Annotated in this window: 22 protein-coding genes; 17 read left to right on the plus strand and 5 right to left on the minus strand. The window is 32.4% G+C overall.

Annotation, left to right across the window (positions count from 1 at the left end):
• Positions 1 to 80: 80 nt before the first annotated feature.
• A complete protein-coding gene (locus tag QYS48_RS14955; RefSeq protein WP_308356624.1) occupies positions 81 to 1,349 on the plus strand; it encodes an NAD(P)/FAD-dependent oxidoreductase in 1,269 nt (422 codons plus the stop codon).
• On the opposite strand, the gene QYS48_RS14960 is transcribed toward QYS48_RS14955, so the two are convergent.
• Both QYS48_RS14960 and QYS48_RS14965 read right to left on the minus strand, forming a co-directional pair.
• Positions 1,346 to 2,299, minus strand: coding sequence for an alpha/beta hydrolase (locus tag QYS48_RS14960; RefSeq protein ID WP_308356625.1), 954 nt, complete (start codon positions 2,297 to 2,299; stop codon positions 1,346 to 1,348). The genes QYS48_RS14955 and QYS48_RS14960 overlap by 4 nt on opposite strands.
• Before the next feature lie 9 nt (positions 2,300 to 2,308).
• Complete coding sequence (locus QYS48_RS14965; protein WP_308356626.1) at positions 2,309 to 3,418, minus strand: AMP-binding protein; 1,110 nt, start codon at positions 3,416 to 3,418, stop codon at positions 2,309 to 2,311.
• 205 nt (positions 3,419 to 3,623) lie between these two features.
• Here QYS48_RS14965 and QYS48_RS14970 point away from each other — a divergent pair, with 205 nt between their 5' ends.
• The 7 genes from QYS48_RS14970 to rplT all read left to right on the plus strand — a co-directional run bounded on the left by QYS48_RS14970 (position 3,624) and on the right by rplT (position 9,791).
• A complete protein-coding gene (locus QYS48_RS14970; protein ID WP_308356627.1) occupies positions 3,624 to 4,103 on the plus strand; it encodes an Lrp/AsnC family transcriptional regulator in 480 nt (159 codons plus the stop codon).
• A gap of 22 nt (positions 4,104 to 4,125) precedes the next feature.
• Positions 4,126 to 4,614, plus strand: a complete 489-nt coding sequence (locus QYS48_RS14975; RefSeq protein WP_308356628.1) for a phosphoribosyltransferase family protein — start codon at positions 4,126 to 4,128, stop codon at positions 4,612 to 4,614.
• 44 nt (positions 4,615 to 4,658) lie between these two features.
• Positions 4,659 to 6,398 carry a hypothetical protein gene (locus QYS48_RS14980; protein ID WP_308356629.1) on the plus strand — a complete coding sequence of 580 codons (1,740 nt, stop codon included), beginning with the start codon at positions 4,659 to 4,661 and terminating at the stop codon, positions 6,396 to 6,398.
• Between the two features lie 108 nt (positions 6,399 to 6,506).
• Positions 6,507 to 8,471, plus strand: coding sequence for a threonine--tRNA ligase (gene thrS / locus QYS48_RS14985; protein ID WP_308356630.1), 1,965 nt, complete (start codon positions 6,507 to 6,509; stop codon positions 8,469 to 8,471).
• A 98-nt stretch (positions 8,472 to 8,569) separates the two neighbouring features.
• A complete protein-coding gene (gene infC / locus QYS48_RS14990) occupies positions 8,570 to 9,118 on the plus strand; it encodes a translation initiation factor IF-3 (RefSeq protein WP_302125096.1) in 549 nt (182 codons plus the stop codon).
• 25 nt (positions 9,119 to 9,143) lie between these two features.
• On the plus strand, positions 9,144 to 9,338 hold the full coding sequence (gene rpmI / locus QYS48_RS14995; protein WP_302125097.1) for a 50S ribosomal protein L35: 195 nt from the start codon (positions 9,144 to 9,146) through the stop codon (positions 9,336 to 9,338).
• Between the two features lie 108 nt (positions 9,339 to 9,446).
• Positions 9,447 to 9,791 carry a 50S ribosomal protein L20 gene (rplT, locus tag QYS48_RS15000; RefSeq protein ID WP_302125099.1) on the plus strand — a complete coding sequence of 115 codons (345 nt, stop codon included), beginning with the start codon at positions 9,447 to 9,449 and terminating at the stop codon, positions 9,789 to 9,791.
• Between the two features lie 52 nt (positions 9,792 to 9,843).
• Here the strand turns inward: rplT and QYS48_RS15005 are convergent, their stop codons facing one another.
• Positions 9,844 to 10,614, minus strand: a complete 771-nt coding sequence (locus QYS48_RS15005) for a CDP-alcohol phosphatidyltransferase family protein (RefSeq protein ID WP_308356631.1) — start codon at positions 10,612 to 10,614, stop codon at positions 9,844 to 9,846.
• A gap of 229 nt (positions 10,615 to 10,843) precedes the next feature.
• Between QYS48_RS15005 and QYS48_RS15010 the strand changes: the two genes are divergently transcribed.
• Positions 10,844 to 11,794: an MASE2 domain-containing protein gene (locus QYS48_RS15010; RefSeq protein ID WP_308356632.1), complete on the plus strand. Its 951-nt coding sequence runs from the start codon at positions 10,844 to 10,846 to the stop codon at positions 11,792 to 11,794.
• A 22-nt stretch (positions 11,795 to 11,816) separates the two neighbouring features.
• Here QYS48_RS15010 and QYS48_RS15015 read toward each other — a convergent pair whose 3' ends face one another.
• Entirely contained in the window at positions 11,817 to 12,980 is a 1,164-nt protein-coding gene (locus QYS48_RS15015; RefSeq protein ID WP_308356633.1) for an iron-containing alcohol dehydrogenase, read from the minus strand.
• A 161-nt stretch (positions 12,981 to 13,141) separates the two neighbouring features.
• Here QYS48_RS15015 and QYS48_RS15020 point away from each other — a divergent pair, with 161 nt between their 5' ends.
• From QYS48_RS15020 to msrA, 6 genes are all read left to right on the plus strand, one after another.
• Positions 13,142 to 13,804, plus strand: a complete 663-nt coding sequence (locus QYS48_RS15020; protein WP_308356634.1) for a hypothetical protein — start codon at positions 13,142 to 13,144, stop codon at positions 13,802 to 13,804.
• An 89-nt stretch (positions 13,805 to 13,893) separates the two neighbouring features.
• Positions 13,894 to 14,490: a hypothetical protein gene (locus tag QYS48_RS15025; RefSeq protein WP_308356635.1), complete on the plus strand. Its 597-nt coding sequence runs from the start codon at positions 13,894 to 13,896 to the stop codon at positions 14,488 to 14,490.
• A gap of 58 nt (positions 14,491 to 14,548) precedes the next feature.
• The gene (locus QYS48_RS15030) at positions 14,549 to 15,619 is read left to right on the plus strand and encodes a hypothetical protein (RefSeq protein WP_302125111.1); all 1,071 of its coding nucleotides are present in this window, start codon (positions 14,549 to 14,551) and stop codon (positions 15,617 to 15,619) included.
• A 75-nt stretch (positions 15,620 to 15,694) separates the two neighbouring features.
• Positions 15,695 to 18,214, plus strand: coding sequence for a DNA gyrase subunit A (gene gyrA, locus QYS48_RS15035; protein ID WP_308356636.1), 2,520 nt, complete (start codon positions 15,695 to 15,697; stop codon positions 18,212 to 18,214).
• 52 nt (positions 18,215 to 18,266) lie between these two features.
• A complete protein-coding gene (locus tag QYS48_RS15040; RefSeq protein WP_308356637.1) occupies positions 18,267 to 19,418 on the plus strand; it encodes a tetratricopeptide repeat protein in 1,152 nt (383 codons plus the stop codon).
• An 84-nt stretch (positions 19,419 to 19,502) separates the two neighbouring features.
• Positions 19,503 to 20,051, plus strand: a complete 549-nt coding sequence (msrA, locus tag QYS48_RS15045) for a peptide-methionine (S)-S-oxide reductase MsrA (protein WP_302100774.1) — start codon at positions 19,503 to 19,505, stop codon at positions 20,049 to 20,051.
• Between the two features lie 25 nt (positions 20,052 to 20,076).
• Here the strand turns inward: msrA and dinB are convergent, their stop codons facing one another.
• Positions 20,077 to 21,156 (minus strand): DNA polymerase IV, encoded by a 1,080-nt coding sequence (dinB, locus tag QYS48_RS15050; RefSeq protein WP_308356638.1) that lies wholly within the window; start codon positions 21,154 to 21,156, stop codon positions 20,077 to 20,079.
• Positions 21,157 to 21,271: 115 nt separating this feature from the next.
• Here dinB and QYS48_RS15055 point away from each other — a divergent pair, with 115 nt between their 5' ends.
• Both QYS48_RS15055 and QYS48_RS15060 read left to right on the plus strand, forming a co-directional pair.
• Positions 21,272 to 22,912, plus strand: coding sequence for a TldD/PmbA family protein (locus tag QYS48_RS15055; RefSeq protein ID WP_308356639.1), 1,641 nt, complete (start codon positions 21,272 to 21,274; stop codon positions 22,910 to 22,912).
• A gap of 65 nt (positions 22,913 to 22,977) precedes the next feature.
• Positions 22,978 to 24,294, plus strand: a complete 1,317-nt coding sequence (locus QYS48_RS15060; RefSeq protein ID WP_308356640.1) for a TldD/PmbA family protein — start codon at positions 22,978 to 22,980, stop codon at positions 24,292 to 24,294.
• Positions 24,295 to 24,329 lie beyond the last annotated feature (35 nt).

Raw genomic sequence — 24,329 nt, forward strand, 5'->3', positions numbered from 1 at the left:
TCCGATAACCATATCAACACACAATAGTTTGTTTTCAATAATTGAATGCGAAAAGCAAAAAAAGAATACTAATTGAATTTATGCAAAACGAAAAAATTGTAATTATAGGAGCAGGTTTATCTGGGTTAACTGCTGCTATTGAATTAGAAAAAGCAGGTTTTAAGCCAACGATATTAGAAGGAAGTGAAAGCATAGGAGGGAGAGTTAAAACTGATAAAGTGGATGGCTATTTATTAGATCATGGCTTTCAAGTACTTTTAACTGCTTACCCTGAAGCTAAGCGCTATTTAGATTATGATAAATTAAATTTAAAAAGGTTTAATCCAGGCGCTCAAATTATTGATTCTAAAAATGGTAGTTATAAAATATCAGATCCGTTAAGACAACCCAATTCAATATTCAGTATGCTCTTTTCTCCTGTTGGTACCTTAGGAGATAAGCTTAAAATATTCCAATGGAATAGAAATTTAAAAAACACCTCCATAGGGCAAATTTTCGAAAAAAAAGAAACAACAGCATTAGCCTTTCTTCAAGATAAAGGTTTTAGTGAGCAGATTATCCAACAGTTTTTCAAACCTTTTTTTGGAGGCATATTTTTAGAAAATGAGCTCAATACTTCTTCAAGAATGTTAGAGTTTGTATTCAAAATGTTTGGAGAAGGATTTGCTGCTATACCTGAAGATGGAATGCAAAAGATACCAGAAATGCTAGCAGATCAGCTTTCTCAAACCGAGATAAAATTAGGTCATAAGGTTTCAAAAGTTGGATTGCGAAAAGTTGTTTTGGATTCAGGTGAAGAACTAGAAGCGGATGCTATCATCATTGCTACAAAACCTGAAAAATTGCTACCGCAACTGTCAGGTCAATTCTCAAAAGATCAGAAAGTAACAAACCTATATTTTAGTTCAGATATTGATCCTATTGGAAAGCCCTTAATAGCATTAGTTCCAGAAGAAAAATACCTGACAAATAATGTTACGGTCATGAGTGATACATCTTCAAAATATGCACCAGAAGGAAGTAATTTGATTTCTGTATCTGTCACCAAGGATTACAATGAAAATGAAGCACAACTAAAAACTAAAGTTTTAAATGAATTGATAGAGCTTTTCCCTAAACTAAAGGAGGCCACCATTGAGCATTTGAAAACATTTAATATTCCTCATGCTTTGCCTCAAGTAGATGATTTTCAAAACCAATTGAAACCTTCTCAATCAAAAGTACAGGAAGGCGTATATTTAGCTGGAGATTATCTTTTAAATGGCTCCATTAATGCTGCAATGGCTTCAGGAAGATTTGCTGCACAAGCTATATATGATGACTTAAAAGGACAGGGATTTCGTAACTAATGATTTAATATAAATTCTTTTGCAAGCTGTGAGGTTTCCAATGGCATTTCTTCCATTGGAACATGGCCTGTATTTTCATATATTTTTAATGTGCTGTTAGGAATAATTTTATTGAATTTATAAGCATTCTCAACAGGAATCCAGTTATCATGCTCTCCCCAAATAATCAGTGTAGGAATTTCTAAATTCGATAATTCCTCAAAACGACTATCAGATTTTTGTTGAAACCGCACCATAGTTGCTTCTCTATTGCCTTCATTTAAAAGTAAATCATAATATCTCTCTAATTTGGATTCATTAAATTTGGAATGATCATAATAGACTTGTTTTAAGCTCATCTTTACTAAAAATTTTGGTGTTACTTTTTTCATAAGTTGAGCACTTATAGGGTTATTAATTAAATCAAAAACTGAAAAGCCATCATTAGTTTTAATCACCCTTTTTTGATTTCTTACTCCTGATGAGTTTAAAAGGATCAATTGCTTCACCTTATTAGGATTCATCAAAGCCATTTTGTAGGCTACTTGTCCTCCCATAGAATTACCTGCTATAGAAATACTTTCATAATTTAATTGATCAACTAGCTTCCAAAGTAAATCCGAATAATAATCAGTGGTATATAGATTTTGAGGATTTACTCCAGTTAAACCATGTCCTGGTAAATCAACAGAAATAGTAGTAAAATCATTTTCTAAATTCATTTGCCATACTTCCCAAGTATGAAGGGATGAGAAACTTCCATGAATTAAAAGTAAAGCTGGACCCTGACCAGTAATTCTAATATGAAGCTTATTTTGATCAACTGTAATATAGCGAGATTCTTCAGTAAAATATTTCTCTTCATTTACAGTGGTTGGAATATCTGATTTGTAGAAAAAAGCGAATACTACAATTATTAATGCTATAGTTACTATAATTATATAGCTGATTATTTTAAGTGTTTTCTGCATATCAGTTGATTAAAGATTATAATCTAAAGCTAATTTAATACTTTCATTTCTATTCAATTTCCCACTAGGGGTTTCGATAAATTTAGGAATAGATTGTATTGATTTCGGCTGATGGTATTTTTCTATATTATCAATTAAAAGTTGCCTTATTTTAGTTATATCTATTTCTCCTTCTAACAATAAATTGACAGTTTCACCAAGCATTTCATCTTCTTTTCCATAAATGAAAAAGTTGTTGCTAATGTTATAATCACTAAATATCTTTAAGATTTTTTGCTCAAGTTGCTCTGGATGGATTTTTATACCCCCTGAATTTATAACGAAGTCATGTCTACCTAACCATTCAAATGAAGTAGTAGAGTGGAGCTTCACCACATCATTTGTTTTTAACGCGTCTATTCCACTAATATTCTTGGCATGAATAATTAACCGGCTTTTTTCATCAGTTGAAAACGATACTCCTTCAAGAGCTTGGAATACCTCTTTTTCAAAGGAATTAATTTTTTTAAGTGCCACGTGAGACACAGTTTCTGTCATCCCGTAAGTGCTATATACGTTCGTGTTTTTAAATTTATTCTTGATTTTTTCACTCAAAGATTCTGAAACAGGGGCGCCTCCAAGTATAATTGCTTTTGATTGATCTAAAAACTTTATGTTTTCAGCTGTCTCGTCAATAATTTTATCAAGCTGATAAGGGACAAAAGAAAAGAAGTCAATTTTAATATCTTTATTAAAATCCTTTAAAGGATTTCCTTTAACTGGAGCTATAATTAAGTTTAACCCACCAATTAAAGCTCGTGCAATCATCATTTTACCACCTATAAAATCTGGATTAATACATAATAATGCATTATCTCCACTATGAACTGATAGTGTTTTTAAGGTTGACTTAGCGCTGGCTTCAATCTGACTTTTGTAAATATTAATTGCTTTTGGTGCGCCTGTCGAGCCAGATGTTTTTTGCACGATAGTTGGTTTATCACTTAACAAATCATTAATAAAGTTGATAGAACTCAAAATATGATCTTCCTGAAATGTTTTAATATTTAAAAATTGATCGAGATTGAATTTTTGTTCATGAAGCTGAATCGTAATATTTTGTAAGGGATTAATAGACATCTAGTTAATAAATTAAAAGCTTTTAAAATTAATATTTAATTTAGTCTGAATTGTAATATAATTAGTTGAATGTTTAAACTTCAATATTATCATCAATTAAAAATTGAATTCGCAAAAATAAATTTGGTAAAAATGACGTTCTCTTCAGGTGAAATCAATAATAAATACTAATTTTGTAATTAATTATTAAACTCCATAAAATAAAATGTTATCGTTCAAATTAGATCAAATCGACAAAAAGATTTTAGATATACTTCAGGTTGATGGAAGAATAACAAATGCGCAGTTATCTAAAGATATTGGGTTATCTCCAGCGCCTACTTTAGAGCGTGTAAAAAAGCTTGAAAACGCGGGTATTATCAAAAGTTATCATGCTAAACTTGATACTGAAAAAATTAATTTAGGTGTAAGTACCTATGTAATGGTATCCTTAAAGGGACACAATAAATCAAATATTGATAAGTTTATTGAAGCTATTGATGATGTAGATGAGATTATCGAATGTAACCATGTTACAGGTTCAAGTGATTTTATTTTAAAAGTCATTGCTAAAGATATTCCTTCATATCAAAAACTAATGTTGGAAAAGGTAAGTGAAATCGAAGTAGTTGATAGTATGCAATCTATGGTGATTTTATCTACTTTTAAAGACAGTAAAAGAATGCCAATACCTGAAAATAATTAATATTATGCTTCAAAAGAGCAATATGATATTAGATAGAGAAGCTATCCAGAGTAAAATCAAAAGGATAGCTTTTCAAATTTTAGAGAATAATTTTAAAGAAGAGCACCTTTACATCATTGGAATTAAGGGTGGGGGCTCTATTTTAGCTCAAAAAATAAGTGAGGAATTAAGAGAAATAAGTGACTTAAATCCTCATTTTATCAAACTTGATATTGATAAAAAATCTTCTGCAACTTCAGCAGTTTCATTAAGTGAAGAAATAAATAACTCTTCAGAAGCAGTAGTCTTATTGGTAGATGATGTATTAAATTCAGGAAAGACTGTATTTTACGCTCAAAGAGCCATTTTAGATCTAGATCTTAAAAAGATCGAAACTGCATTTCTTGTGAATAGGGCACACAGATCATTTCCAATTGCTGCCAATTATACGGGTATAGAAATAGCGACTACCATTCAAGAACATATTACTTTTAACTGGTCAGATGATGGTTTTGGTGTTTACTTGGAATAATTTACTTTTGTATTCAATAAGTACTTAAAACCTAAATACGAACCATGCGCAGATATCTAATCATTCTGTTTTTAATTAATATTATTAGTTTTAATGCTGAATCACAGAGGATTAGATATAAAAATCTATTTCCGCTTCTTCAAAGTAAAGACTATAAAACAGCGGAACCACAATTACTAGCATTCTTATCTGAAAATGATGACGAGGCCAATGCTTATTTTTATTTGGGTGAAATCATAGTTTCTAAATTAGATACCATTCCCATTTTCCCTACGCATAATCAATTTGATTCAATGGCTAATAAAGCTATTGAGGCTTACAAAAAATCAATTGAACTAGTAGACGATAGAGAGGTCAGAAAAAATGATGATTATTATGCTGCTTATAATAGACGGGATTTAAGAACTGGTAAGTTTGGTATTAAGATTTCTGATATTCATTTAGATTATGAAAATAAGATTGAGGCAATAAGAGAAAAGCTAGGATTGTTAGAGGATATCTACCAGCTTAAAATCAGTACATTATCTTCTTATGAAAATTTTTCAGAAAAGATCTTAAAATTCCAAAATAAATTTCCTGATGAACTAGCCTTTTTATTAAGGGCTAAGCAAGAAGATATTGATAAATTAACAGATATAGTTACTTCCTACAATAAGTTAATTGTAGAATATACTTCCTTCTCGGAAAAGCTTAATGCAATGAATCATCCTAAGCATCAAGCTGATTTGAATATAAGTAAAATAGAGAATTGGAATGATCTAAATAAACTAAAATTCGATCAAGAAAATTTCAACTTAGAAATCTATGATTATGAAGCATACTTAAGCAAGCTTCAAGAAAGAATTGAGAAAGAAGTAATCCCATTTAAAGCACTGTTACTTAAAACAGTTAATGATTTTAATTCAGATTTAAGTAATAATACAGAGGCTCAAGATCCCACTGACTTGAGGGATTTAGAAATTCCTGAAAACTTAAGCTTAGGATTAAAAGAATTAGACAAAACAAATACTATATTCAATATCTTAGCTTATAAAATTCAAAAAAATGAGACGAACCTATTCAATAATGCTAATCTATACCCCGTATTAGCTGACTCAACTAATATTTATCAAAGGGCTAATTTGGTTGAATTATATCAAGTAGAATTAAGTAAGCAATTAGCTTTAATTGAGCAGATAGAAGATTTAATATCTGAAAGGATATTTAATGATTTTAATTCTTTCTTTGAGGAATTTGAGCCTTCATTTGAAGCATATTTAGAAACGGAGAAAACAATTGTAAAGCAAATATTAGAATTGGCGACAAAAAGGAGTGATGAAATGGCAAAACAAATTCAATTTTTCTCCTATGAATCAGATTCAATTTTTTCTTCTTATGAGGTAGCGGCTACTTATGAAAGTAATAAATATGTATTAAACACTATTGAATTAGATTCTACATTGATATTAAATGGATCAATTGCAGATAATCCTTTCATAGCATCAGCAGCCTTTGATATGAATATCGGTTCATTGGTATTATTACATGATAGTACATTTACTTTAAATAAGATGATATTATTGAATGATAACATACTTATAAATTTAGAGTCTAGCAAAGATGATCAGCGAGTTCAAGTATTACATTATTATACTACAGATTTAGAAGAATTATGGAGCATTGAATATGAGAGTGAATTAGTTTTAGCAGACGCTAAAGTTGAAGCGGGAATATTTTTTATTTACAGTGAAAAAGGAGAGGTTATACAAACATTAAACTCACAAGGGGAGATAATAGGTAATTAATATAATTTTACCTCCGATCATTTTGCGCTTATTAAATCAAAAATTGCATATTTGTATTTTATATTTCTAGGTAAGTATTGCCTTAGGTATTTCAAGAATTAAGATATAATGAGTCAAAAAATAAATATCACTTTGCCTGATGGCACAGTAAAAGAATTTGATAAAGGAATTACAGGACATGAGATTGCTTTAAGCATAAGTGAAGGCTTAGCGCGAAATGTATTGTCAACTAAAGTTAATGGTCAGGTTTGGGATTCTTCACGTGAGATTAATGAAGATTCACATGTCCAATTATTGACATGGAATGACCCTGAGGGACAAAATACATTTTGGCACTCTTCTGCTCACTTATTAGCGGAGGCACTGGAAGAACTTTATCCTGGAATCAAATTTGGTATTGGACCACCCATAGCAAATGGTTTTTATTATGATGTGGATTTTGGTGATAAAGTCTTAGAAGGAGAGGAGCTTGAAAAAATTGAGCAGAAAATGCTTGAGTTGGCTCGTCAAAAAAATGAATTTAAACGTTCTGAGATTTCTAAGAAAGATGCGGTTGAATACTATCAAGAAAAAGGTGATGAGTATAAACTAGAACTAATTGATGGCTTAAATGATGGCGAAATTACGTTCTATCAACAAGGTAATTTCACTGATTTATGTAGAGGGCCTCATATACCTCATACTGGCTATATCAAAGCAGTTAAGTTATTAAATATAGCAGGTGCATACTGGAGAGGAGATGAAAAGAGGAAACAGCTTACTAGAATCTATGGTATCACATTTCCTAAGCAAAAAGAGCTTAAAGAATATTTAACACTTTTAGAAGAAGCTAAAAAGCGTGACCATAGAAAGCTTGGTAAAGAAATGGAATTGTTTGCCTTTTCTGAAAAAGTAGGGATGGGGTTGCCATTGTGGCTTCCTAAAGGTACTATGTTGAGGGATCGATTAGAAAATTTCTTAAAGAAAGCTCAGATCAAAGCAGGTTACCAAGCTGTAATCACTCCTCACATTGGTAATAAAAAATTATACATCACTTCTGGTCATTATGAAAAATATGGAAAAGATTCTTTCCAGCCGATAGCTGCTCCATCTGACGATGACCATGAAAGCGATGAGGAATATTTATTAAAACCAATGAACTGTCCGCATCATTGTGAAATCTATAAAACAAAACCAAGAAGTTATAAAGAACTTCCTGTTCGGTTGGCTGAGTTTGGGACTGTTTATAGATATGAGCAAAGTGGTGAGCTTCATGGGTTAACAAGAGTAAGAAGTTTTACTCAAGATGACGCACATATATTCTGTAGACCAGATCAGGTTAAAGAGGAGTTCATTAAAGTAATTGATTTAGTGCTATTCGTATTCAATTCTTTAGGCTTTGAAGATTTCGTTACTCAGGTTTCATTAAGGGACCCTGATAATAAGGAGAAATATATAGGGGGAGATGAAGTTTGGGATAAAGCTGAAAAAGCAATTATTGAAGCAGCAGAAGAAAAAGGGTTGAAAACAGTAGTTGAAACAGGAGAGGCTGCATTCTATGGCCCTAAGCTTGATTTCATGGTGAAAGATGCCTTGGGAAGAAGTTGGCAATTAGGAACTATACAGGTAGATTATAATTTGCCTGAACGATTCGAATTAGAATACGTTGGTGCAGATAATAGTAAACACAGACCGGTAATGATCCATAGAGCACCATTTGGTAGTATGGAAAGGTTTGTAGCCGTATTGATAGAACACTGTGCGGGTAATTTCCCATTATGGTTATCACCTGAGCAAGTTGCAATACTCCCTATTTCTGAGAAATATGCTGAGTACGCCAATAAAGTATATTCTGAATTAGAGGCGAATGACATCACTGGTTTTATTGATCATAGAGATGAGAAAATCGGAAGAAAGATTAGAGATGCAGAAGTCAAAAAGATTCCATACATGTTAATAGTAGGTGAACAAGAAGCTAATGAAGGGAAAGTGTCGATTAGGAAACATGGTGAAGGAGATCAAGGATCTATGAGTTTAGAAGATTTTAAATCTTTTTTTAATCAAAAGATTACAGATAGTATAGAAAATAAATAATAATTAAAGGTTAGAAATTGGATTGTAATTTTGTAATCCAATTTTTATCACGATATTTGCACATTGTAAATTAAAAAAAGGAGGTTAATATTAGTAAAATGCGAAAAAAAGGCAGCTACAGACCTAGAGGTAGGGAGGAAGAACCTTACAAGGTAAATAGTAAAATTAGAGCTAGAGAGGTTCGTGTAGTTGGTGATAATGTAAAAGTTGACGTCTATACAATTGGTGAAGCACTAAGAATGGCTGAAGAGCAAGGGCTAGACTTAGTAGAAATATCTCCTAAAGCTGACCCTCCTGTTTGTAAAATTATAGACTATTCAAAGTTTAAATACGAACAGAAGAAAAAGCAAAAAGAGATAAAAGCTAAAGCCCAAAAAACGGTGATCAAAGAGATACGGTTTGGGCCTAACACTGACGATCATGATTTTGAATTTAAGTTAAATCATGCTAAAAAATTCCTTAAAGATGGTGCAAAAGTTAAAGCTTATGTACACTTCGTAGGAAGAACCATTGTATTTAAAGATAGAGGTGAGCTTTTATTATTGCGTTTTGCTTCTGAATTAGAAGAGTACGGAAAAGTGGAACAAATGCCTAAGTTAGAGGGTAAAAGAATGACTCTTTTCATTGCTGCTAAGCAAGCTAAATAAGTAACCAATTTAAATAAATAGATAAATGCCTAAAGTAAAAACAAAATCAGGCGCGAAAAAAAGGTTTAAATTGACTGGAAGCGGTAAAATTAAAAGAAAACACGCTTTCAAAAGTCACATTTTAACCAAAAAGGAAACTAAGCAGAAAAGACGCTTAACTGACATGGGACTTGTACATAAGTCTGATGAAGGAAGAGTAAAAGATATGCTTAACCTTTAATATTTCGCAAAATTACAAAAAGAACGAAGGTTCAATGTTAAACCGGGATATTTGGTTTTATCAAGAGTCAATACAAGTTGATCACCAATTTCCAAAAAATTAAAATTTATGCCAAGATCAGTAAATCACGTAGCTTCAAGAGCTAGAAGAAAGAAAATCCTTAAGTATGCTAAAGGCTACTGGGGTAGAAAGAAAAACGTTTGGACAGTAGCAAAAAATGCTGTTGAAAAAGGTTGGTTGTATGCCTACAGAGATAGGAAACAAAAGAAAAGAGAATTCAGAAAATTATGGATTCAAAGAATTAATGCTGGTGCTAGACAGCACGGTATGTCTTACTCTCAGTTTATGGGAGCTGCAAACAAAAAAGGAATAGAATTAAATAGAAAAGTATTAGCTGATTTAGCTATGAATCATCCAGAAGCTTTCAAAAGCGTAGTTGATTCAGTTAAATAATACTTTTTAACTGATATAATTCAAGCCTCTTTGCTAACGCAAAGAGGCTTTTTTATTTTAGAGCCAATTTTCTCAATAATAAAAATGGAATTGTAAGTGCAGTATAATATATAAAGAATGGTAAAATTAAGTTGATCATACCTAATACTAATAAAATAGCCATTAGCATTAATTGAAATCCTAAACCATAAAGGGAAATCATAGTCATAAACCAATTAGGAAACCTTTTGCTTTTTGAAGCTTTCGAATCTAGTGCATACATCAAGCTGTCAAAAGGGAGATAAAGAATTTTAAAAGTTTTAAATAAAATATTCACTGACTTTTGACTTTCAATTGGAAATGCTTTTGGTGGTTCCATTTCAAATATCTGACTTGTAGTATCACCGCCTACAGAATTATGTCTTAGTATTACATAATAATAATTATAAAGTGTTCCTTGAAACTGAATACATACATAGGATAAAACAGCGATTGAAAAAGCTTGATTTGTTACAATAGCTATTACAAATATAAATAATAGATTCAGCAAACTGTCAAATATAGAATCTAGATATCTTCCTGAGTAAGAGGGGGTCATCTTTATCCTTGCTAACTCCCCATCCATTGCATCAACAATAGACTTTAGAATTAAACCAACAGCAGCTATAGCAAAGGTTTCTAAATATATGGCGTAAGCAGATAACACTCCAATAATTCCGAACCCAATAGTAACATGAATAGGAGTTATATTAGTGTTTTTTATTACAGTTGCCATGAAAATTGCAGGCATTCTTCCATAGTCGGAAAAATCAAAAAACTTGTGATCTTTATGGATTTTTGGCATTCAGTATTTACGTATAACCACCGTATTATTTCGGGAGCTAGAGTGAATTAAAACTCATAAACTAGTCATTTCATTATTATGTTTGAAATATTAACACAGTTTATATTTTTTATGAATATTAAAATAATAATATATTAATGTATTCAATGTTGAATAAGTGAATTTTTTATGAAATAATACAATTTTCAATTGGTTGATACTATCCCACTACATAAATTAAGATGTTATAATGCTTATTTTAAAAAATATTTGGAATGATTGTGATTATTTCGGGAGAGCTTCTTTGCTTTTTCGATATGCAGGATATATATTTTTAGCTATTTATTTATTCCTATACTTACATATATCCAACAATAGTTTTAATTCATTGCATATTTTTACAGCTGTAGTTGCTGTTGTATTACCTTATTTATTATTTCATTATTATGTTAAAAATAATAATGATAAGGGAATTGGAATTCGTCAAAATTTATTTGATTTCTTTTTTATTGGATGGATTATAGGTCTTATCCATTTACCCTACATTCCAACTGTAATTTTTAGTTTAGGGATTATCTGTAATTATGTTGCTGCAAGAGGATTCCATAAACTTCATAGAATACTGTTGATTCCAACTGGTTATCTCTTCACAATGCCTTTCGTAGGTTTTAGTTTTCAGGAAAATACACCAGATATTATGATTCATCTGGCATTGAGTTATGCTATTATTCATTTTCTTTCTACTGCTTATATTAGTTATACATTTTCTAAAACTATGCAGCTAATTAATAAAAAGGTAACCATACAACAGAAGGAAATATTAGCGCAATCAGAAGAATTAAAATCCTTAAATGATACTTTACAATCGCTTAATAATCACTTGGAAGAAAAGGTGCATGAAAGGACTAAGGAATTAGAGAGAAAAAATGAAAAGTTGGCCGAATACACTTTTATAAATGGACATCAATTAAGAGCTCCTGTAGCCACAATGCTTGGTTTATGTAATTTAATGGAATACAGTAAAGAAGTTGAGGAAAAAGAATTGTTAATAAATAAGTTAACTAATGAAGTTAAGCTTTTAGATATCACTATTAAAGAAATCAGGTTAAAGCTGGAAACTGATCAAGTAATTGTAGATAAAGTGAAAAAAGTAGAAACTGAGCATTCCCATTTTGAAAAATTCAAAGACTCTGTGGCCTAAGGAAATGCTCAGGATAAGCTGCTTAAATACTCATTTCAACTATTTCTTTCGCTATTTCTGGACCTACTTTTTGTCTCTCACCCAAACCTAACCATTTTCTTTCCTTAAATCTATCATACACAGTTTGAGGAGTTGCTTCATACTGTGATGTGTAATCAGAAAGTTTGGTATCTATTCCAAGAGATTGGAAAAAAGAGACGGTCATTTCAATAGCTTTTTCGGCTATTTCAATTTCAGATTCACCACTTAACCCCCATACTCTTTTACCATATTGCACTAATTTCTCCTTTTTATCGTCAAACAATTTCTTGTAAAGATTTGGAGCAATAATGGCTAATGTTCTAGCGTGATCAATTCCATGCAGAGCAGTTAACTCATGAGCTATCATATGAGTAGCCCAGTCTGTAGGAACTCCTAATCTAAGTATTCCATTTAATGCCATTGTGGCTGACCACATGAAATTAGATGCTGCTTTATAATCCGCTGGATCCTCCATAACCTTAGGACCAATCTCAATTAATGTTTGTAAAATACCTTCCGCTATTCTGTCCTGCAAAATAGCATCATGTTTGTAAGTAAGATATTGCTCTAAAGTATGAGTGAAAGCATCTACTACTCCGTTTGCTATTTGTCGTTTTGGTAAAGATTTTATCACGGTAGGATCACAAATTGAGAAAACCGGGAAATATTGTGGCCCTCCAAAAGTTCTTTTCTCCTGTGTAGAAGCTTTCGTCACCACTGATCCGGAATTCATTTCAGATCCTGTAGCAGGTAAAGTTAAAACTGTACCAAACGGTAAAACTTTTTCTTGTTTTCGTGCGAGACCTTTTGCCACTAAATCCCATTCATCTCCATCATAAAAAGTTGCTGCAGATAAGAATTTACATCCATCGATCACGGATCCACCACCAACAGCTAAAATGAAATCAATTTTTTCATTACGTATGATTTCAACTGCCTTCATTAAGGTTTCAAAATGTGGGTTAGGCTCTATACCAGAAAATTCAGTAACCTTAAAATCTTTAGTAGCTTCAATTACCTGATCATAAATGCCATTTTTCTTAATGCTTCCACCTCCATATGCTAGTAAAATATGGCTATTCGCAGGTATATTATCAGAAAGCTTTTTTATTTCACCTTCTCCAAAAATTATCTTAGTAGGATTTTTAAATTCAAATGAGTTCATAACTAAATTTTTATTTCAAAAAGTAAACGCCCCAATCATATTAGAGTTTTTATATTTTTCGATATTTTTAATTATTTGTAAATTGAGAATATTGTATTGTTGGCGATTAGTAATACAATGAAAGATTAAGCGTTTGTATTATTTTCCAATCTTAATAACTTATGCATAGAGGGATTTTATTTATTGGCCTTTTGATTTTTGGAATTTCATGTTCTGAGCCTGATGATAAGGGTTTGGTTAAAATATACGATTCACTCGTTAACCAAAAGCAGTTTTACTATCAAGTAGAATATAGTCAGTATAAAATTCAGGATCAGTATGCTGAAAAACTATTTGGTATAGTTGATTTAAATCGTAATTCTTATAGTGGTATTTCCAATGCTTATTTCGGCAAATCTGAATCTGAAATAAATAATTTTTTGCAAACTATTTATACTGGTAAGAACTGGTTATATAATTTATCAAGTTTTCAATTTAAGTACTCTGATTCGGATATTTTAACTGACAGTTTGCATAGTCCATTGCTTATAAACCCAGAAGTATTATTTAACATAAAAGACAATTCTTCTAATATAAGCTTCCAAGAGTTGAACAATGATCTGCAAAAATGGGTGTTTGAATTAAAAAATAAACCTGATCATTTGATTTTAATTTGGAGTAAAAAGGACAAAAAATTAACTGAATTAGAATATGTGTATAATGTAAATTCTAAAGATTCCTATAGCAGAAAATGGGTTTTTGATTATTTGACTCCTGAATTATATAAAAGTCTTCAAAATGATCATGAAGCGCTGTTAAAAAATAGTCAAGAATCATTTTTATAATATCTATCTAATAATTTTTATGCTTTATCTATAAATATTGTATTCTGCAATTATTTAATGTATTTTAACTTTTATAAACCAAAATAAGTATGTTTACTGAAGCAGAAATAGCAGTTATTATAGAAGATAAATCCATTGACAAGATTGTGGAAGACTTGAAAAAAGATTTCATTGAAAAAGTCGCGCCATACTTTGAGATCAGCAATCATGATTTTCTTTCATTAATATTATTAAGTCCAGCTGTTGGGATAGCAATGGCTAATGATAATATAAGTTTCAAAGAAGAGATGTCACTGCAAAAAAAGGCTAGAAAATTATCTAAAGGGGGCTTTTTTCTATCAAAAGACCCTGTTGCAGATTGCATGAAGTTTTTAATTAAAAATTTTAAAGACTGGGAAGCTTCATTTTATACTGCTATTAAAAACATATTTAATATATTATTTGAGGAAAAAACTTTGCAAAAAGCAAATGAGGTAGAGACTCCTTATAAGATAAGAGTAATGCGTGCGCCTTACATCTTAATTCGTTTTATATCATCATTATTTCTTGAAAGAGATGAGGATATTTTAAATCCAGGGAAAATCCGAAAAATTGAATGGGATAAAATAAAAAATATTGGGGCTCAAACAGGCTTAGAGGAAGTTGAATTATTTAATAATTTTGTTGACTCGTTTGAGGTAAAATAGATGTATTACTTGCTTTAGCATAATTTTTGTACTTTTGTACAACTAAAATTATCAATCGTTGGGGAGAAACCGATTTAATATAAAATATTTCACATTCTTTATTCTATTATTGGCTTTTATTAGCATTAAGCCAACTTTAGGGCAGGTTTTTAATCCCTGGGGGCCACCTCCTAATGATAAGAATATTGATGCGAACTTTTTAAGAAAAGTTCTTAATCACTTTTCTGCGGAAGTAGCCGTGGGCTATGGTTCAACTCGATACCGACAAAATCTCGATACTTACAGACTTTTTAGTAATAATAATGGTTTATATTTGCTAGGTCAAGATTCCTCAGGAAATCAAATTGGATTATCAAATTGGATTAACCAACCACAAATTGTTGATTCATTAGATACATCATCAGCTATTCGTTTTCAAACTACCGAATTGGAGTCTGATTCTAATGGAACTTATATAATCGATAGTTTAGAACAAAGACTAGTCGGGGGAGGAAATGCAATTCCTATACATCTTAAAATCCACTTTAATTACAATAGGTTTAGAGTAGGTGCGGGTGCTACATTTGAAATAAATTCAAAAGCTAATTTAGCGCTGAAAGGATTTCCTGATTACATATCTAACTATGAATCGGATTATTCCAGATTCTACACTAAAAAGTATTATTTGACTGCCGGTGTTCGATACTACGACTTTTGGGATTTTTCCTATTTTGCTGATATTGAGTATGGTATCTTCAGATTATCAAATAATGTGTTTCCTGCTGGCCTTGTAAGCTTAAGTAATTATTGGAATGTTAGTTTACCAATTGAAAAGAATTTTTCTGAATATTTCCGATTGGTTATGAGACCTTCTGTTGATTTTAAATCTATTAACACCTTTATGCCTTCAGGTGAATCCATTAATACAAAAATGTGGAATTTACAGTTTCAATTGGGTGTAAGAATCAGTTTTCCGCTATTCAAAGATTGTCCAATAGGAAATTGCGAAGCACAAAAAGAACACCGTCATGGTTCTAAAAAATTCAGAGGACAGCCAATTTACAAATGGCAGAATCCAAAAGTAGGTGAGAATTATCCGTATAATTTGAATGAAAAAAGAGAGGCATTTCCCTTTTTAAAACGCAAATGAAATGATTATTTTTGTCACCGCTTAATAAAAATCCTTAAATTGCACTTTATTTATTTTTAGACAGTAAACAAATCTATGGCTGAAGGAGAAAATGAAAAAATCATCCCAATTAATATAGAGGATGAAATGAGAGGTGCCTACATTGATTATTCAATGTCGGTAATTATTTCAAGGGCTTTACCTGATGTTAGAGACGGATTAAAACCCGTACACAGAAGAATTCTTTTCGGAATGCAAGAGTTGGGGCTTGCTCATAATAGACCCTATAAAAAGTCAGCCAGAATCGTAGGAGAGGTTTTAGGTAAGTATCACCCGCATGGTGATTCTGCTGTTTATGATACCATGGTTCGTATGGCTCAACCATGGTCACTTCGCTATCAAATGGTGGATGGTCAAGGAAATTTTGGATCCATTGATGGTGATTCTCCTGCAGCAATGCGTTATACAGAGGCTAGGCTTCAACGGATAGCGGAAGAAATGTTAACAGATATTAATAAAAATACTGTTGACTATCAATTCAACTTCGATGATTCTTTAAAAGAGCCTACCGTATTACCAGCTAAGGTTCCTAATCTTCTATTAAATGGTGCTTCAGGTATTGCAGTGGGTATGGCAACCAATATGGCTCCTCATAACTTAACTGAGGTAGTAAATGGAATTCATGCTTACATCGATAATAACGATATTACGATACCCGAATTAATGGAACATATTTCAGCTCCTGATTTCCCAACAGGCGCTGCAATATATGGTTATCAAGGAGTTAAGGCTGCATTTGAAACAGGTAGAGGACGTATCGTAATGCGTGCTAAAGCTGAGATAGAAGTGCTTAAAAATGGACGTGAGCGAATCATCGTTACTGAAATTCCTTATTTGGTAAACAAAGCTAGCATGATTGAAAAAACTGCTGGCTTAGTGAATGAAAAGAAAATTGAAGGTATTTCCGATATAAGAGACGAATCTGATAGAAATGGATTGAGAATCGTATATGAGATACGTAAAGATGCTATTCCTAACGTTGTTTTAAATAATTTATATAAATATACTCAGCTTCAAACTTCATTTAGCGTTAACAATGTAGCCTTAGTTAAAGGTCGTCCTGAAACGCTTAACCTGAAGGATATGATTAAGCATTATGTTGATCATAGACATGAGGTAATCGTTAGAAGAACACAATACGAATTAGATGAGGCTCAAAAAAGAGCGCATATTTTAGAAGGATACTTAATTGCCCTTGATAATCTTGACGAGGTCATAAAATTAATCCGTGAATCTAGAGATCCTGAAATAGCTAGAACAGGATTAATGGAGAAGTTTGAATTATCTGAAATTCAAGCGAAAGCTATACTTGACATGAGACTCCAAAGACTAACAGGTCTTGAAAGAGAAAAAATTGTTAAGGAATATGAAGAGATCAAGAAATTAATAGAATACTTGGAATCGGTGCTTGCTGATGAAGGTTTAAGAATGAACATCATCAAAGATGAAATGCAAGAAATGCAGGACAAATATGGTGATGAAAGAAGGACTGAAATCATCCATAGTGCTGAGGAATTCACTGATGAGGATATGATCCCTAATGAAGATGTGGTTATCACCTTATCACATCAAGGATATATAAAGAGAACCTTATTAAATGAATATAAAACTCAAGGTAGAGGTGGTGTAGGTTCAAAAGGAGCAGGAAGTAAAGATGATGATTTTACTGAACTATTATTTGTCGCTAAAACACATAATTACCTGCTTATATTCACAGAATTGGGAAAAGTATTCTGGATAAAAGTATACAGATTACCTGAAGGTTCTAAAACTTCTAAAGGAAGAGCAATACAGAACTTAATTAATATAGAATCAGATGATTCTGTTAGGGCTGTAATAAACGTTGAAAACCTTGATGATGAAGATTACATCAACAATAATTATTTGGTGATGTGTACTCAGCAAGGTACCATCAAGAAAACTACTTTAGAAGCGTATTCAAGACCTAGAGCTAATGGTATTAATGCCATCTCTATTAAAGAAGGTGATAGATTACTCAATGTTAAATTGACAAATGGCGATAATGATATTATAATTGCGGCTCGTTCTGGAAGGGCAATTCGCTTCCACGAAAGTAATGTTAGACCAATGGGTAGAACCGCAGCCGGAGTTCGAGGAATTACCTTAAAAGATGATTCTGATATAGTTGTAGAAATGGTTGCTATAACCCGAGAAAATGCTAATTTATTGGTTGTTTCTGAAAAAGGTTATGGTAAGCGGTCAGATATTGATGATTACAGAATTACCAAGCGTGGTGGTAAAGGTGTGAAAACACTAAATGTTACCGAAAAAACTGGTGAGCTTGTTGCTATTAAAGAAGTAATTGACACTGATGATTTAATGATTATTAATAAATCAGGTATAACAATACGATTAGCGGTAGAAAGCTTAAGAGTTATGGGAAGAGCCACACAAGGTGTTAAGCTTATAAAGGTTAGTGAAACTGACAGTATTTCATCCGTAGAAAAAGTTGAAAAGATTGATGATATAGAAGAAGAGACAGAGGCAACTGAAGAAGGAGAAAATACAAATCAGTCGGATCAAAGTGAATCATAAATAGAATAAACAAGTATAAGTAAGTATTAATTGTAAAATAAAAAGTATAGAAATGAAAAAACTCGCATTATTTTTCGCCTTTTTTTTAGTGATAGGTCAGGCGTTTGCGCAGAATTCGAATGTTCGTAAAGCAGAAAATGCTTTAGAAAATGGAGAGTTTCAGGAAGCAATAGAATTAATTAATGAAGCCTCAGAACATGAGAAAACAATGGATGATCCTAAGACATGGTATGTAAGAGGGACAATATATCAGGCGAAATTGAATAAAGAAGGTTATGATGAAAATTTGGTAAAAGAGGCTACAAAGAGCTACAATAAAGTTTTCGATATGGTAAGTGAAGGTGATAAGTACTTTACTTTAACGGATCTTAAAGTTCAAGAGCTTTGGGGAGGATTCATTAATGAAGGATCAAATGCTTATTCAGCTCAAAACTTTGAAGGTGCTGTTGATGCCTTTAAAAGAGCTTTATTAGTATTACCAGAGGATACTACCGCTACACTTTATGCTGGTATCTCTGCACAACAAATGAAAGATAACAAAACAGCTCTTAAGTATTATTACAGACTTTTAGATTTGGATTACAAATCTGAAGATATCTATGGCAGTATCATTTCAATTGAGAGATATGCTAATGAAGATATTGAAAAAGCTTTAGAAGTAACTAGAATGGCTAAAGAGGTTTTTCCTGAAAATGATCAATTTCAGAAACAAGAAATTAATTTATTAATTGAATCTGGTCAAGTTGACATTGCTAAAGATAGAATAAATGATGCTATCGAAAAAGAACCAAATAATGCTAATTTATATTTTAATTTAGGTTATTTATATGAGCAATTAGAGCAACCAGAAAAAGCTGAAGCGGCATATTTAAAAGCAATCGAAATAAATCCAGATTATTTAGATGCCAACTATAACTATGCAGTTTATTACTACAATAAAGCTGCAGACTTATTAGCTGAAGCTAGAGACATGGATTTACAGACTTATAAAAAAGAAGGTAAAAAGCTTGAGAATAAAGCGAAAGAATATTTGAAAAAGTCTAAGCCATATTTTGAGAAAGCATTAGAAATTTCTCCTAAAGAATTAGCAGTAATTGAAACATTGCAAACTGTTTACACTCAGTTGGGTGAGAATGCAAAGGCAGAAGAGATGATGGATAAGGCTGATGCTATTAAAGCTGAAAATTCAGAAGGTCAAAACTAATTAGTATAACAAAATCATATAATTAAGGTTATCCTAGTGGATAGCCTTTTTTTTATCTCTACAAAAACTAGAAATATTTAATTTATGAGTCATTCCTCTCAAGATTTAGAAAAAGCAACGCTTGGAGCTGGATGTTTTTGGTGTATTGACGCAGTTTTAAGAAAACTTAAGGGGGTTCAAAAAGTTGAGTCGGGTTTTTCCGGAGGGCATATTAAAAATCCACCCTACAGAGAAGTGGTACAAGGAAGAACTGGTCATGCCGAAGTAGCAAATATTACTTTTGATCCAAGCATTATTAGTTATCAGGAAATATTAGAGGTGTTTTGGCAAGTACATGATCCCACAACCTTAAATAGACAAGGAGCTGATGTGGGAGAACATTATCGTTCGATAATTCTGACGCATAATTCAAAACAGGCCGAAATAGCTCAAGAAATGAAATTGCAATTAGACCAATCTGGGATTTTTGATGATCCCATAGTTACGGAAATCAAAGCCTTTGAAGCTTTTTACCCAGCAGAAACTGCACACCAAGATTTTTATAATAGAAATGTTGAAATGCCGTATTGTACTTTTGTTATAAAGCCTAAACTCGATAAAATAAAAAGATTATTTACTGATAAATTAAAGTGATAATATTTATATAATCTCCTTTTCTTTAAAATCTTAGCGTTAACTGACCATGTGAATCAATTGGGTTTTCTACTTCAAAATTAGAAAGAGAGCATCCTACTAATCTAACTTTGTTTTCCATATTAAATGAGTCTACCAGTTCGGCTAATGCTTTATCAAATACTACAGCAGACTCAATGATTTCTTCTAAGGTTTTACTTCTTGTAATCTGTTTAAAATCATCAAACTTTACCTTTAAAGTGACTGTATGTGCTTGTGCTTTGGTCTGTTTATAACGATTCCAGCATTTTTCAGCTATAGTTTGCAAAGCTTCTATTATCTCTTCTTTTGATTGCAAACTTTCAGAAAAGGTATTTTCAGCCCCAACAGATTTTCTTATCCGATTAGGATTTACCCTCCTGTAATCTTCTCCACGACTTACGGAATAAAAATAGCGTCCTTGCTTACCAAAATGCTTAATAAGTTCTTTTAAGGACTTAGCTTTTAAATCAGCACCTGTTTTAATTTGAAGTTCATGCATTTTTTCAGCAGTCTTTTTACCTACCCCAAAAAACTTCTCGATAGGTAATTCTTCGATAAAAGGTACTACCTGATGTGGCTTTATAACAAACAATCCATCAGGTTTTCTATAATCTGAAGCAATTTTAGCTAAGAATTTATTAATTGATACTCCAGCTGAAGCTGTCAAACCTATTTCTTTCTTTATCGCTTCTTTTATTTCAATAGCAATATCAGTGGCAGTTGAAATTCCTTTTTTATTTTCAGTTACATCTAAATATGCTTCATCTAGTGAAAGTGGCTCTACTAAATCAGTGTACCTGTAAAATATCTCCCTAATTTGTTGACTTAATTGCTTATATCGATCAAATCTAGCTTTTACAAATATTAAGGATCTACATTTTGAAGCTGCAATTTTAGACGGCATTGCGGAATGTACTCCATATTTACGAGCCTCATAGCTAGCAGCTGCTACAACACCCCGTTGGCTGTTTCCGCCCACAGCAATTGGTTTACACTTCAATTTAGGGTTGTCCATTTGTTCAACAGATGCATAAAAAGCATCCATATCAACATGTATAATTTTGCGTTCTATCTCTTTTTCCAAAGCTTATCCGCTTATGTTTTTGTATTACCGTTTATCCTTTTGTAGTAGTGAAATAATGAAATAAAAAGGATATTATTATTACAAAATAAATCAATTCATTTTTAATAATAACCAAATGAAGAGAAGAGAGTTTTTACAACTAGCTGGAATGGGTATAGGAGGGGCAATGTTAACTGTACCATTAATTGGTAATGCTGTTGATGTTGATCGACTTCTGGAAAGCCCATTAGATGTATTACAAAAGAAAAGATTAGCAGATATTGGACTTAATTCAGCAAAAGCGAACGGTGCTTCTTATGCTGATGTTCGAATCGGAAGGTACCTGAACCAGTACATATTCACCAGAGAAGACAAATTGCAAAATGCCGTAAATACGGAATCTTTTGGTGTTGGTATTAGAGTTATCGCTAATGGGACTTGGGGATTTGCCTCAACCTCTGATGTTAGTGATGAAGGAATTAAAAAAGCAGCAGAGCAAGCAACAGCCATCGCTAAAGCAAATGCCAAAATTCAGACTGAGCCTGTCAAATTAGCACCTGTCCAATCTCATGGTGAGGTAAGCTGGAAAACACCGCTTGAAAAAAATGCGGTAGCAGTTCCACTACAAGAAAAAGTAGATTTACTATTATCGGCTAATGCAGAAGCAATAAATAATGGGGCTAATTATGTAAATAGCGCCTTATTTTTAATAAATGAACAAAAATATTTCGCTAGTACTGAAGGTTCATATATTGATCAAGATGTACACCGAATATGGCCTAATTTTAATGTAACTGCTATTGACCCAGATACTGGAAAATATAAATCTCGCCAAGCATTAAGTTCTCCTATGGGAATGGGTTTTGAGTATATGGATCCTAGACCAGAGAGTATGAAAGAAGGACCTGGTGGAACGCTACATTTCTATGATCGCTATGATATGATCAAAGATGCTGGTTTGGCAGGTAAGCAAGCTAAAGAAATGCTTAAAGCAGATTCAATTAAAGCTGGGAAATATGATCTAGTATTAGATCCAAATCATTTAGGCTTAACCATTCATGAAAGTATTGGTCATGCCACTGAACTAGATAGGGTATTAGGTTATGAAGCAAACTATGCTGGTACAAGTTTCGCAACTCTTGACAAATGGAGAAGTAAAGATTTTAAATATGGTAGCGATATCGTAAATGTTTTTGCTGATAAAACTCAACAAGGTTCCTTAGGTGCTGTTGGATATGATGATGAAGGAGTAAAAACTAAAAAGTGGGATCTTATTAAGGATGGAGTTTTAGTGAATTACCAAGCGATCAGAGATCAAGCTCATATTATAAATGAAGATGAGTCTCATGGTTGTTGCTATTCTCAAAGCTGGAATGATGTTCAGTTCCAAAGAATGCCGAATGTGTCTTTATCTCCAGGAAAAGAAAAGTATAGTCCTGATGATATGATTAAGGATGTTGAAAAAGGAATTTATATAGTAGGTAGAGGATCGTATTCAATTGACCAGCAGCGCTATAACTTCCAGTTTGGCGGCACATTATTTTTCGAAATTGAAGATGGAAAAATAAAAGGGCCAGTAAATGATGTGGCTTACCAATCTAATACTCAGGAATTCTGGAATTCTTGTACAAAAATATGTGATGAAAGTGATTATAAAACTTTCGGATCATTCTTTGATGGAAAAGGGCAGCCTTCTCAGATCAGTTCGGTCTCTCACGGAAGTGCGACTACCCGATTCAATGGTGTTAATGTAATTAATACTGCAAGAAATATTTAATTCTATGTTTGGTTAATGAGCATAGTCTCAATTAGCTATTTGCTAAAATTTAAAAACATTAAAAAATGGCAATATTATCAAAACAAGAAGCAAAGCAGATTTTAGAAAAAGTAATGAGCTTTTCTACTGCTGATAGCTTAGAAGCAAGCCTCTCTGGAAGTGGAAGAGGTAATATTAGATATGCAAGGAATACAGTTACAACAAGTGGTTATAATGATGACGTAAGTTTAGGAGTTACGGCAAACTTTGGTAAAAAATCTGCATCTTCCACTATTAATGAATTTGATGATGAATCATTAAGAAAAGTAGTGAAGAGAGCGGAAGAGTTAGCGAAATTAGCTCCGGAGAATCCTGAGTTTATGGAACCTTTAGGTCCACAAGATTATAAAGAGTCAAAAACTTTTTATAAAAGTACTGCAGACATCACTCCAGAGTACCGAGCTGAATTAGCAAAGAAAAGTATTGAACCAGCCAAAGCTAAAGATGTAACAGCTGCTGGTTATTTAGAAGATACTTCTGGTTTTTCGAGTATTATGAATTCTAAAGGTTTATTTGCTTATTCGCAAGAATCTGAACTTGAGTTCACTGTTACTATGCGTACTAATGATGGTACCGGTTCAGGTTGGGTTACTCGTGATTTTAATGATGTTAACCAATTCAATGGCGAAGAAGCTTCAGCTGTTGCACTAGAAAAGTCTATCATGAGTAGAAATGCTAAGGCAATTGAGCCTGGTAAATATACTGTGATTTTAGAACCTGCTGCATCTGTTCAATTACTTGGCAATATGTTGTTTAACATGGGAGCCAGACAAGCAGATGAAGGAAGAAGTTTTCTTTCAAAGCAAGGGGGAGGAACTAAATTAGGAGAGAAGCTTGTGGATGAAAGAGTGAATATTTATTCTGATCCTTTCAATGAAAGAGTACCCGCTAATGCATGGAATGGTGATGGATTACCAAGAGAAAGAACCAGCTGGATAGAAAATGGTGTAGTAAAGAATATGTCATACAGCCGTTACTGGGCTGATAAAAAAGGAGTTAAGCCAGTGCCAGGTCCAGCAAATGGTATAATGGTAGGGGGTGATGCTTCTACAGAGGATTTAATTAAAAGTACTAAACGAGGTATTTTAGTTACTCGTTTATGGTATATTCGTACCGTTGATCCGCAAACTTTACTTTATACAGGTTTAACTCGTGATGGAACCTTCTATATCGAAAATGGCAAAATTAAACATCCTATTAAAAACATGAGATTTAATGAGAGCCCTATTATTATGTTAAACAATCTTGAAGAATTAGGACAACAACAAAGAATAAACGGAAGTTTAATTCCGGTTATGAAGATCAGAGACTTTACTTTTACAAGTTTATCTGATGCTGTATAAGTAATTATCTAAAAGTATAGAGAAGAGCTTTAGGA

The organism is Marivirga arenosa, from assembly GCF_030503895.2.
Taxonomy (GTDB): Bacteria; Bacteroidota; Bacteroidia; order Cytophagales; family Cyclobacteriaceae; genus Marivirga; species Marivirga arenosa.